Here is a 12,218-nt window from a genome sequence, read left to right as displayed (position 1 = left end):
TTGTAAGGCGGAAGTAATTTGGCCAACACAGCGGCTTTACGTTCCGGTGAATAACGTTTCATATCAGGCTCCGTTGCCCCCATTGAGATTTTCAGTATGGGGTGTCAACTATCCTGCCAGAGGGGGGTATCGTAGCGGTACTGCCAGCGGGTGTGGCCGTTGTCTTTTTCGACGGTGCGGCCGTGCACGTCGTAACGCCAGCGGATGCCGTTCAACTGCGACACGCGGTTATGGCGCACCGGCAGACTGTCGATATTGTCGAGCGGGTTCCCGGCGGCGTCCCAGCGCCACTGTTCGCGGCCGGGTAGGGCACCGTCCTGGGTCAGCAGACGTCCGGCGCCGTCGTACTGCCAGCGGGTGGCGTTGAACAGGTTGTCGTCGCGCTCTTCGCGGATAAGGTTGTTGCGGTAATCGTAATCCCAGCGGCGCGCCCATTGACGCGGGGCGGGACGCTGCGCGTTGCCGAGAAATACGTCCCGGCGGTGCAGACGGCCGAGCCGGTCATATTCGCTGCGTGAGGTCAGCGTTCCCTGCGTGCGGCTGATTTCCCGGTGCAGTTCGTCCCGGGTAAAGTCGGTTATCGTAAGACGGTCGAGGGCGATACCGAGCAGATGGCCGCTGCCGTAGTAGAAGTGTTTCAGTTTGCGGCCGTCGGGCAACTGTACGCTGGTGCGATTGCCCAGCGCGTCGTACGTCCATTCCAGCGCGCCGTGCTCACCCTGTTCGCTGACCAACCGGCCCAGGGCGTCGTAGTCGAAGGCCAGCGTTTGCTCGGCTTCGCGGGTCCAGGCGTTCTCCCCCAGCGTGGGATGAAGCGTCACGCTGCTGAGCAGTCCCGACGACGCATAGTGATAGCGCGTCTGTCCTTCCGGCGTGGTGCGGGCAAGGAGCTGCCCGGCGGGGCTGTAGGCAAAGGTATGGGTAATGGCCTCCGGATGCCCGGCGGCGAAAGTACGGGAAACGGGGCGGCCGCAGGCATCGTAGTCGTAACGTGTGACCACGCCATCCAGCCCCGTTTCCTCGCGCAGCAGCGAGTCCGACCCCCAGTGGAAGCGGTAGGTTTCGCCGTTTTCATTGCTCAATGCCGTCAATCTACCGCGACCGTCCCAGGCGCGGCGGACTTCTTCGCCCTGCGCGTTGCGGGTCGCCACCAGGCGCCCGGCCTTGTCGTAAAGGAACTCGCTACGCTTGCCGTCGGCGGCCTCGTGGACCTGCGGCAGCCCGCGTTCGTTCCAGGCGAGCCGCTCCTGCCAGCCTTCCGGGCGTTCCAACTGTACCGGACGGCCGGCGGCGTCGTAGTGGTAACGGGTCTCCTCGCCGTCCGGCGTGACTTCGGCTTCCAGCCACCCCAGCGGGTGATAATGATAACGGGTGATGCGCCCCGAGCAGTCCGTTGCGCGTATCACCTGACCGGCGTCGTTATACTCCTGACGCCGGGTATTACCGGCGGCGTCCACTTCCTCGACCACCAGCCCCTGTTCGTCGCGGCGGTAAATCGTTGACTGGCCGAGCGCATCCACCACGCGCGCCAGGCCGTGATGTTCGTCATAGTAAAAGCGCGTGGTGGCGCCGCCCGGTTCGGTTAGCGATGCCGGAATGGCGCGATGCGCCAGCCACTGGGTTGTGTGGACGTTGCCGTTGGCGTCAATCTCCTGCACCCGGTTGCCCTGGTCGTCATAGACGAACGTTACGGCGTTGCCGAGCGGGTCGATACGGCGGGTCAGCAGCTCATCGTCGTTCCACTCAAAGCGCCAGTCTTCGCCGCGTTCATCCACAAAACGGGTGATAAGCCCCTGCGCGTTCCAGTAGTGCCGGCGCGTCCGGTCGCCGTGGATAACGGTGGTCAGCCCGGTGTCGAGGTCGTAATCAATGCGGCAGCCGTCGCCGGTGCTGGTGCGGTTTTCCACCACGCGCCAGTGGTCGAACTTCTGCCAGCGGTATTCGCTCTCCAGCCCGCCCGGCAGGCGGTGCCAGACCATCAAGCCGTCGTCGTTATAACGGTACTCGCGGGTAACGACGCCGCTGGCGTCGGTCACCGCGGCTAACTGTCCGCGCGCGTCGTAGCGGTAGGTCGTCAGTGGCCAGTGACGGTCGCCGTCAAAATGGCTGGCGGCCGTGACGCGTGACGGAAAGCGCGTATCTTCATAGGCCAGCGTGACGTCGATGGCGCAGGGCGCATCGTGAATACGCACCAGCCGGCCCTGTTCGTCCCAGCCCATTTCCAGCGTATTGCCGTATTCATCGCTGAGCGATGCCAGGCGAAGTTCATTCGGATTGATGCGGGTCGGTTTGAACAGCCGCCATACCGCGCCGTCGTCGTCGGCAATGGCGACATCGCCGTTTTCGTTGCGGCGTACCATCATCCCTTCACTGATACTGTAGAGCGCCTGGTTGACCGGCGGCAGGGCAAAACGCAGTTCACGACCCGTATCGTCAAAGAAAATGACATCGCCTTTATCCAGCATCAGGTAGCTATCGAAGGCGGTGGCCCAGCCCAGGCCGAACAGCCCTGCGCGCGTAGTCAGGCTGTTATAGCTGCGCTGCCAGCGCAGAGGAAAACAGCCCGGCAGGGTGAAGTCGAGTTCGTTATCATCATTGAGCACTTTCACGCCGGTGGCGGCATGCACTGGATTCGAGGTGGCGAAGACGGCATTTACCGCCATATCGGCCAGCATCCCGCCGCCGGCTGAGGCAAGCGCGCAGGGCATGTTCTTAATGACTTTGCTGGGGCGGCCGCGCATGAGCGAGAGTGCGATCATCGCCACGGCCAGCCCGGGTGTTTTGCCGCTTTTGATATCACGCACGATGAGGGTTTCACCACCGATAATGACATCGGGGGAGACGTTGTCCGAGATGGTCGCTTCGCAGGTGGTGCGATCCTTGGCGCGTACGGCGGGTTGACCGTTGATAAAGACGCTTTTAGAGCCTTCCGCCAGATATTGCGGGCCGCTGTGTTTTTGGCAGGCGACGGCGTCTTCTTCCAGCGGCGAGGTGCCCGAAGCCGCAGAGGCAACCGAGGGTTGCCACATCTCGCTGCCGAATTGAGCAGCGGCGGCCAGTAGCATACCGCCATAGTCGGCGAAGCTGGTCGGAGACTGAGGCTCGGGGGGCGGCGTCTCGGCGGTGCTGAGCGTACCGGCGGCGCGGGCCGCGGGTTTGCCGTTGGTCAGTACGTCCGATGCCCCGGAGGTAATCAAGCCGGCCGGGGAAGGGGGGAATAGGGAGTTGCCGATGCCTTCGGCTGCGTTGCTGATGTTATCGGTAATCCCCGCCGCGTTGGCCAGCGCGCCGCCGACAATCCCGCTCAGCAGGCAGCTTGACCCCACCGCCGCCACGCCCGCCGCAGCCGCACCGGCGCCAAGAAGGGGGGCGGCCACGGTAGCGGCTGCGGCAACGGCCGCACCGATAGCCGCGTAGGCAATCCCTTCCGCCACAATACTGGTGATATCCGCAAAAATACTGGAGTGGATGATTTCATCGTCCTTGCGGGCCGCGTTGTTGTCGCTCATGCTTTAATCGTCCTGATGTTCGTTCAGCGCCAGACTGGATTTGAGATTTTCCCAGCGTTGCGCATCGTCTTCACTGAAGGGGCGCAGGGCGGAGAGGGTAAACAGCAGCAAAACCGGCTTGCCCGGCGTTTGCACGGCGAGCTGTTTTTGCCACAGGCGCTGGCCGCTGCGCTCAAAGGCGCTTTCCACTTCCACGGCGGGAATGGCTTGTTTCGGCCCGACGTTCACCCGGATAAACTTGCTCTGGGTGATATCGCCCATCTGAGGGCGCAGCGTGTCCCACTGGCGGTGGAGCTCTCGTTCGAGATCGCTGCCGTCAGGGATAGGGCCGCGGCTGACCACGACCGACAGGCCGCTGGCGTCGTCGCGCAGAATATTGAGGGTGGTATCCTGCCATGCGGCGGGAAACAGTGAAAATGTGCCTTCCTGAAGGGTGTATTTCATAATAAGCCCATTTTAAAAGGGGAAACGCTGCCGCATTTTTCTGCGGCATCCGTCCTATCCTGAAAAATTAATTAAAAGTTATGATAAAAAGTTGTTTTTGTTGAAAGCGTGCTTATTAGATTGTGGCGTGTGAGAACAGCATCCGGAGTCAATCTGGATTTATTTTTTCGAAAGAATTGCTGACCTCACCTTTTTCACTGGCTTATGTCATTCCAGATACCTGACTGTTTTTTCAATGTTTTACTGTTTTGTATAATTTCAATTGATGCATCATTAATACTTATGCGATAAATTATATTTTTATTTTTAAACTCATATCCGTTAACGCTATCTTCATTTCCGGTAAATGTTTTTCCATTAAGCATTATCGCCTTTTTGTCAGAATTTCTAATCCCTATGTATGAAGTATCATCACATTTTTTATAGAATCCCCCACAATAATTAATGATTGTTATGGTAAAGTCTTCAGTTTTAAGCGATCTTCTTACTGAGAATCCCTCTTTTTTAGGGGAGGCTTTTTCTAGACTGTATGTTCTGGGGTAATAATATCTATTACCGGCAGGCTCTGAATTTATTCTCCATTCAATTTCATTCTCATCGCGAGATAGTTCAATTTCACCATCCTCTCCATGAGTGTCAGAATAAAAATGTAGTATTGCTGAGTTGTTAGACTTTACAATGCCATGGATGTTGTCTGCATTGATGGAACAATCAGTCTTATTGCCAGATTTTCCCACATAGCAATATCTACCTGTCAAATTATTTTCAATCTGACTTAATGTTAACGCGAAGGTTGATTTTGGTAATCCGTTATCTCCACCTAAGACCTCTCCTTGCCATGTTCCATCAAAGCATGTTTCAGCAAATGCCGGTGCTGTACTTGCTAATAAAGATAGTATGGCGATGAATTTAAAATTTTTCATTTTATCTCCATAGATAAACAATCATCAACACGATTTAACCAACCGTTTATATATTTCTTATTGGCTGGGTTTTTGTCAACTAATAGTTTGTAATAATCCTTTCTTATCTCAGAAATTCGAGTCGTCAAAAGTTCAGAGTCTGCCACGTTATTCATGGCTTCAATTGTTTTTGGTCCAATGACACCATCTGTAGATAAATTTCCTCCAAATTCATTATTTAAAAGTTTCTGAATCTGTTTTCCGGCTCCGCCTGATGTTATGGTCCAATCATAAGACATCAAGGCTAACTTTGGATCTTCTATATTGTTAAAACCACTTGGGTCCCAATATCTTTTTTTATAGATGATTTCTGCCTGTTGTGTTGTGATTTTTTTTAAGTTATCTAAAGTCGGTTCAACACCTAGATCCTCTTTTGCGAATTTCGTCCATGTAGGCCATGAAATACCTTTATTTGTCGGGTCTCCTGGGTCTTCCGGATCGTTTTTATATCCCCCTTCATGTTGCAAAATAATTGATGATATTTTAGAAAAATTATCCGTATCGTCGGGAGTGGTTGTTGCCTTTTTCCCACTCTGCGCCTGTTGCCTGACCGCTGGTGCAGCAGGCTTTGCGGCCGCCGCGGGTGCGGCGGCACCTTTATTACTCTCCTTTCCCGGCGAGAACTGTGCCTCCACCGCCGCATTGATATCCGATTTATGATCCGGGCCCGGCGCGGTGGTTCCCGGTTGGGCGCCGGACGTATTCAGATACAGCTTGCCGCCGCTGGTGGAGATATGGCCGTCGCCTTCCACAAACAGGTTAAAGCCGGTGCCCACCAGATTGATCTGTCCGCCCGCCTGAAGTTCGATGGCGCTTTTGCCGCACACCAGCCGCAGCGTGGTGCCGGAGGCCAGTTCGTACTTTTCCACCACCGCGTCAAGTTTCCCTTGGCCGGTGAGAATTTCCGTGCCGCCTTTTACCGCCTGCAATTGATTGGCTTCCACGCGGTGGAGCTCGTTTTTGCGCACGTAATGGCTGTGGTTGCTGCCGATGGAGCGGGTGGCGTCATTTTTCACGCTTACGTCCATATTCCGCTCGGCCTGGATCCACAACTGCTCTTCCCCCATTTTGTCCTCAAAACGCAGGGCGTTGGCGTTGTCCGGCGAGCCGTCTTTCGAACGGCTCATAAAACCCATCTGCGTAGCCGCAGCCGGCAGCGCCCAGGGCGGCATGCTGGCTTCGTTGTAAACGCGGCCGGTGATAATCGGGCGGTCGGGGTCGCCGTTGATAAAGTCAATCACCACTTCATCGCCCACGCGCGGTATCTGTACGCCGCCAAATCCCTGGCCCGCCCAGGCGCTGGAGACGCGCACCCAGCAGGAGCTGGTGTCGTCGCCCTTGGCCAGCCGGTCCCAGTGGAACTTCACCTTGACCCGGCCGTATTTGTCGGTCCAGATGGATTCGCCTTCGGGGCCGACCACTTTTGCGGTCTGCGGACCGTAGGTGCGCGGCCAGGGGGTGGACGGCGCCGGGCGGAAAGGCACGGAGGCGGGGATGACGGTAAAGTCGATGCGGTGGACGGTCTGGCTGTCGGCGCCGCTGGCGTAGCGGTTCTCTTCGAAATGGTAGGTTACCCCGGTGGTGAGGTATGTCCCGTTGTCGCTAAAGAACGGGGCGTTGGTGAGGGTAAAGGTACAGCCCGGGGTGACGCCAAGGGCGGTGGCGGTGCCCTGAATCTGCTGATGCTCCACCTGCCAGCGCTCCTGGCGGATACGGGCGTAGAACTCGCCGTGGTCGTGGTCGACGAAGCGCCCCGGCCAGTCATAGACGTCGATGCTGCCCGGCGTCGGCGAGGCGGGATTCTGGCGCGCCTGGAACAGCCAGGCGTTGGGTTTACGGAAGTCATAGTCGTCCAGGCTGTAGATGCCCGGCGTCACGCTGTCGGCCAGCGCCCATTGGCTGATGCCTTCCTCGTCGGTGCTACCGCCGGAGGGCGTCTGATGATAGGGGATGAACTCGTAGCCGGCGAAGGGTTCATACTGCTGCGCCGCATCGGTCAGCACCAGGGTATGGCGGTCGGGCTCGTGGCGGAAGTGGTAGGCGATGCCCTCGAGCTCCATCAGGCGCTGGATAAAGCTCAGGCTGCTCTCCTGGTACTGAACGCAGTAGTTCCATACGCGGTAGCTGCCGGTGAGTTTGTCCTCGACGTTGACCTGATATTCGGCGAGCAGGGTTTTGACAATCTGCGGGACGGTCTGCTCCTGAAAGATGCGCAGGTTGCGGTCGCGTTTCATGGGCCAGAGGTCGGGCTCGACGGTGAGGGTGTAGACGGCGTAGCGTGTGCCGGAGAGTTCGACGGCGCTGACGGCGACGCGGGTGACCTTGCCGTTGAGGTAGCGGTTGGCGAGCAGGTTCTGGGTCGGCAGGGTGACGGTAACGGGCTGGCCGAGCAGATGGCTGCGGTCGATACGGGCGTCGGTGCCGAGCAGGGTGAGGACGAAAGAGAAAGAGTCGGACAGCGCCTCGCTGCCGTCGAGCTTCCAGAAAAGCAGGCCCTCCACGGGCAACTGTACGGTGATACGGTTGAGCATAGTGTTCAATCCATGTAAGTGGAGAATGTCGGTGTTCTACTTGTCGATACAACACATTGAAAGAAGTAAGGAAAATTCCGCTTCCTTGTGTTTTTTATATTTAATAAATGGGAAACAGGCTTGGTGGGTCAGATACTGTGGCCAACGTTAGCTGACCACGAAAAGGCCGGGCGAAAAAAACATGGCGACGTAAGTATGGATATATGCTTACAAACCAGACTTAACCGATCTCACCATATGAAATGTGGTCAGGAGTATTTCCATACAGCGCTTGTTTACTTCAAAATGATAGTTTTTATTATTTTTATGCTGACCAACCAGTTCTACGTAACACCATAAATCAGCACAGCTAAAAATATACATCTGATACAGGGCTCTCATATTTTCTTCGGCACTGAAAATTTCACCTGTACAGGTATATAACTCTTCACCTAGTGAAGCATTAATATCATTGGGGATAGGTTCTATTTCATTAGCAACAAGAGAAACTGAATTATTATTTTCCTGAAAACGCGCAGTCGATTTATTATACACATCTTCTGGCGTTGGGGATGAAGATTTAGCATATAAATACAGGTTAATCACACCATAATTAATATCATTGATGGTGTGCTCAATAACCAAACGATTGTTCGCAATGGTTTTTGCTTGCCAGGAAGCGGGAATTTTGAATGAACTGGTCATATCATTACTGAGGGGGACAGTCGTCAACAACTCTGCCAACGCTAAGTTACTACGATGTAATAGGTCCCAGTTAACCACGATAAAATGGATATCGTTAGCCAGTTCGGAATAATCACGAGAAGCTACGGATGCTTTTAACAAAAAATAGTTACCACCGCCTTCCACGGGATTATAGTCTTTCTGAACGGTATAGCGTGATACGACTTCGTCGCCCGAAGCATGCGTTTTTATCGTTAACACGTCAGCAAATGTTCCGCTTCCGGCGGGATTGTTGATAATACGCTGGTGAAGTACTTTCTCTCCCATAATGGACAGCTTTTTAAACAACCAATCGGCGGCGTTCATTTCCCAAGGACAGCGTTCATAGGCGGCCCATACTTCCAGATAAGGCGATGAATCCGCCGTGATGTAGCGCCCGATATTGGTTAACCCCACATCGGGAAAATTAATCGGGGTTAATTCGGCGGGTTTAACCCGCTTGGGTAAAATCACCCAATAGTGGAGCATATTTTTATCTGACGAGGTATAGAGGCATTTCCAGAACTTTTCCTGCATCTCATCTTGAGTAAATGCTGACGTCACTGGAAAATCATAGTTATTATTGAAGTCCATAAAAATCCCGTATACTCAGTAAGTTGTGCCGATCCATATGCCGTAAAAAATCAGTATGCTCCCAGCGGAGACAAGACATTTTGCCAGTATCAAGAGCGCCGGGCCAAAATTGTTTGAAAGGGATGATAATTTTGCATGATTTTCAGCAGTGTTATGCTGCTGATGGAAGCCCAGTATTCGGCTGAACATGGTGCAGAGCATGACTACGAGGAACTTCATTCCTAGCATAGATAGTAAAGATAAGGGCAGGATAGTCGTAATTGTTTTCGCTGTATGCACTGAAATAATTGGATATACAGAAAGTATAGCGATTGATAGCAATACAAGCAAAATACAAGCTGCTAATATGGTAATAAATTTTATAAAAAAAATCCCCCACTCCCTTTTGGTAAAAGAATCTTTTCCATTCCAGATATATAATAATGTCATTATCCAGAAAATAATAAATCCAAACCATTTCATTCTGTTTTACTCTCCATTAATCTTTTAGTCGCCGACCAACACAGTAACACAGCCAGTGATTATAGTTCCATCACCACTTAGAGGCGGTGTGGATATTGCATCTGTTTCTCCTCCCAAAAATTTATAATATAAGTTGGAAACGGGCTTCCAGGATACTTTTACTCCAACATCACCTTTTAGACCGACAAGAAGAGCCAGTTCACCGCTAACCCTGAGGTTTAATGAATAGTCAGTCGAGTCAAGATAGCCAGTCAGTCCACCAGATGCCCCCACGCTCCCCAAGCTCCCGCCAATCTTGGCATCCGCGACAACAACACCAAAAATATCGACGTTACCAACGGCTTCTCCCTTTATTGCCGACGCTTCCGCTCCCACTTCGCCTGAAAACCCCCAACGCCCTTTATCGCCGGAATAGGTTTCGCTGACAACCTTGGCTTCAGCGCTACCAATTACCACATCCCCCGCCACGCCGCCGTATAGCGTCCCCTCTTTCCCTACACCCGCGGTGCCGCCATACTGAATACCGGTGGCGGTGGCGCTGGCATTGAAGCCGCCAATGTCCTGATTTTCCCCATAGATTGTTCCAGTAGCATTGGCGACGGCAACTTTGGTGCGCATTTCTCCCTTTAAGATGTCCTGGCTTTTCATATTGCCCTGGGTGATATCGGCAAGCGCAAATCCAACCGATGCCGTATCATGGCCGCCGCTGCCGCTTTTATTTTCTGTACTGGCATAGGCTCCCAGTATACGGGCGTCGAAATTCTTACCGTGCATCATGCCATCTTCGCCGGCTTGTTTAGCGAGCGAACCGCCCCAGTATTGCGGCGGATTTGCTTTGGGGGTTGCAGCGGCAGCGCCGCCACCGGTGTTGCACTGCGTTTTATCCCCCAATCGGGCTAAAGGCAAACCATTAACAAATACGGAACCGGAGCCTCCGACGATACTGCCTGAACCGTGCTTAGAGCATGACACAGCATCATTTTTTCTTGCTGCGGGGAAACCGCCAATAATAACGTTGGGGCTTCCTGATTGTATTGGCCCGGTATGAGCACCGGTATCAATCAATGCTCTGGCAGCTGGCTTTCCCATAACAATTATCCTTATCCCGAAAAGTTAGCTGTTAATTTTTATGATGGCGCCTTTAATGTCCGTAGTGTTGGTTCCGGTTATATTCACGGTGTCATTTGCTTTGAGTTCAGTATTTGTTCCACCACCTAGCGTGGTTAAATCCTGGCCTTTAAAAGAGGCTTCTTCCACACTTTCCGCCAACAGGTTCCCTTCAGTGACGTTGATTTCAATGGCTGATGGCGTGATGAGAATATAGTTATCTTTAACTTTCAGTTTGATGCTGGCGGTTGTTTCGAGCAGAGCATTACCCGCTTTATCCATCGTTAAAACGGTTTCATTTTTACCGACATTTATGATGTGTTTAGCTCCGGTGTTGTGCGTAGCGTTAACGCCCACGTTACGGGTTTCACAATGTTCAACCTCGGTATCCATGTTTTTTTCCGCATGGATCCAGATTTGCTCCTGACCTGCTTTATCCTCAAAACGTAAAATATTGGCATTATCCTTATGTCCATCTTTACTGCGGCTACAGAAGCCCATCTGGGTAGCCGCGGCCGGCAGCGCCCAGGGCGGCATGCTGGCTTCGTTGTAAACGCGGCCGGTGATAATCGGGCGGTCGGGGTCGCCGTTGATAAAGTCAATCACCACTTCATCGCCCACGCGCGGTATCTGTACGCCGCCAAATCCCTGTCCCGCCCAGGCGCTGGAGACGCGCACCCAGCAGGAGCTGGTGTCGTCGCCCTTGGCCAGCCGGTCCCAGTGGAACTTCACCTTGACCCGGCCGTATTTGTCGGTCCAGATGGATTCGCCTTCGGGGCCGACCACTTTTGCGGTCTGCGGACCGTAGGTGCGCGGCCAGGGGGTGACCTGGGCGGGGCGGAAGGGCACGGAGGCGGGGATAACGGCAAAGTCGATGCGGTGGACGGTCTGGCTGTCGGCGCCGCTGGCGTAGCGGTTTTCTTCGAAATGGTAGGTTACCCCGGTGGTGAGGTATGTCCCGTTGTCGCTAAAGAACGGGGCGTTGGTGAGGGTAAAGGTACAGCCCGGGGTGACGCCAAGGGCGGTGGCGGTGCCCTGAATCTGCTGGTGCTCCACCTGCCAGCGTTCCTGGCGGATACGGGCGTAGAACTCGCCGTGGTCGTGGTCGACAAAGCGCCCCGGCCAGTCATAAACGTCGATGCTGCCCGGCGTCGGCGAGGCGGGATTCTGGCGCGCCTGGAACAGCCAGGCGTTGGGTTTGCGGAAATCATAGTCGTCCAGGCTGTAGATGCCCGGCGTCACGCTGTCGGCCAGCGCCCATTGGCTGATGCCTTCCTCGTCGGTGCTACCGCCGGAGGGGGTCTGATGATAGGGGATGAACTCGTAGCCGGCGAAGGGTTCATACTGCTGCGCCGCATCGGTCAGCACCAGGGTATGGCGGTCGGGCTCGTGGCGGAAGTGGTAGGCGATGCCCTCGAGCTCCATCAGGCGCTGGATAAAGCTCAGGCTGCTCTCCTGGTACTGAACGCAGTAGTTCCATACGCGGTAGCTGCCGGTGAGTTTGTCCTCGACGTTGACCTGATATTCGGCGAGCAGGGTTTTGACAATCTGCGGGACGGTCTGCTCCTGAAAGATGCGCAGGTTGCGGTCGCGCTTCATGGGCCAGAGGTCGGGCTCGACGGTGAGGGTGTAGACGGCGTAGCGTGTGCCGGAGAGTTCGACGGCGCTGACGGCGACGCGGGTGACCTTGCCGTTGAGGTAGCGGTTGGCGAGCAGGTTCTGGGTCGGCAGGGTGACGGTAACGGGCTGTCCGAGCAGTTGGCTGCGGTCGATACGGGCGTCGGTGCCGAGCAGGGTGAGGGCGAAAGAGAAGGAGTCGGACAGCGCCTCGCTGCCGTCGAGCTTCCAGAAAAGCAGGCCCTCCACGGGCAACTGTACGGTGATACGGTTGAGCATAAATATATCCT

At 54.7% G+C, this 12,218-nt stretch carries 7 protein-coding genes and 1 pseudogene; all 8 read right to left on the bottom strand.

Going from position 1 to position 12,218, the window contains the following annotated elements:
• Positions 1-128: 128 nt before the first annotated feature.
• Positions 129-3,509, bottom strand: a pseudogene (locus MFP24_RS08590) (DUF6531 domain-containing protein); the annotation flags it as partial.
• Positions 3,510-3,512: 3 nt separating this feature from the next.
• Complete coding sequence (locus MFP24_RS08585; RefSeq protein ID WP_249229842.1) at positions 3,513-3,953, bottom strand: DcrB-related protein; 441 nt, start codon at positions 3,951-3,953, stop codon at positions 3,513-3,515.
• A gap of 194 nt (positions 3,954-4,147) precedes the next feature.
• Positions 4,148-4,876 carry a hypothetical protein gene (locus tag MFP24_RS08580; RefSeq protein ID WP_249229843.1) on the bottom strand — a complete coding sequence of 243 codons (729 nt, stop codon included), beginning with the start codon at positions 4,874-4,876 and terminating at the stop codon, positions 4,148-4,150.
• The gene (tssI, locus tag MFP24_RS08575) at positions 4,873-7,446 is read right to left on the bottom strand and encodes a type VI secretion system tip protein TssI/VgrG (protein WP_249229844.1); all 2,574 of its coding nucleotides are present in this window, start codon (positions 7,444-7,446) and stop codon (positions 4,873-4,875) included. The genes MFP24_RS08580 and tssI overlap by 4 nt, the downstream gene beginning before the upstream one ends.
• A 207-nt stretch (positions 7,447-7,653) precedes the next feature.
• Positions 7,654-8,742, bottom strand: coding sequence for a hypothetical protein (locus MFP24_RS08570; RefSeq protein WP_249229845.1), 1,089 nt, complete (start codon positions 8,740-8,742; stop codon positions 7,654-7,656).
• A gap of 15 nt (positions 8,743-8,757) precedes the next feature.
• Positions 8,758-9,204 (bottom strand): hypothetical protein, encoded by a 447-nt coding sequence (locus tag MFP24_RS08565; protein ID WP_249229846.1) that lies wholly within the window; start codon positions 9,202-9,204, stop codon positions 8,758-8,760.
• Between the two features lie 24 nt (positions 9,205-9,228).
• Positions 9,229-10,293, bottom strand: coding sequence for a PAAR domain-containing protein (locus MFP24_RS08560; protein ID WP_249229847.1), 1,065 nt, complete (start codon positions 10,291-10,293; stop codon positions 9,229-9,231).
• A gap of 24 nt (positions 10,294-10,317) precedes the next feature.
• The gene (locus MFP24_RS08555) at positions 10,318-12,207 is read right to left on the bottom strand and encodes a type VI secretion system Vgr family protein (RefSeq protein ID WP_249229848.1); all 1,890 of its coding nucleotides are present in this window, start codon (positions 12,205-12,207) and stop codon (positions 10,318-10,320) included.
• Between the last annotated feature and the right edge of the window lie 11 nt (positions 12,208-12,218).

Source organism: Brenneria tiliae (assembly GCF_023347575.1).
In the GTDB taxonomy this organism is placed as follows: Bacteria; Pseudomonadota; Gammaproteobacteria; order Enterobacterales; family Enterobacteriaceae; genus Brenneria; species Brenneria corticis.
Note: the sequence above shows the minus strand (reverse complement) of the source record. Positions and strands in the feature narration are given on the sequence as shown.

What these genes read in the sequence shown, in the direction of transcription:
- MFP24_RS08585 (WP_249229842.1), bottom strand. Translation starts at nt 3,953, where the DNA reads ATGAAATACACCCTTCAGGAAGGCACATTTTCACTGTTTCCCGCCGCA.
- MFP24_RS08580 (WP_249229843.1), bottom strand. Translation starts at nt 4,876, where the DNA reads ATGAAAAATTTTAAATTCATCGCCATACTATCTTTATTAGCAAGTACA.
- MFP24_RS08565 (WP_249229846.1), bottom strand. Translation starts at nt 9,204, where the DNA reads ATGAAATGGTTTGGATTTATTATTTTCTGGATAATGACATTATTATAT.
- tssI (WP_249229844.1), bottom strand. Translation starts at nt 7,446, where the DNA reads ATGCTCAACCGTATCACCGTACAGTTGCCCGTGGAGGGCCTGCTTTTC.
- MFP24_RS08555 (WP_249229848.1), bottom strand. Translation starts at nt 12,207, where the DNA reads ATGCTCAACCGTATCACCGTACAGTTGCCCGTGGAGGGCCTGCTTTTC.
- MFP24_RS08560 (WP_249229847.1), bottom strand. Translation starts at nt 10,293, where the DNA reads ATGGGAAAGCCAGCTGCCAGAGCATTGATTGATACCGGTGCTCATACC.
- MFP24_RS08570 (WP_249229845.1), bottom strand. Translation starts at nt 8,742, where the DNA reads ATGGACTTCAATAATAACTATGATTTTCCAGTGACGTCAGCATTTACT.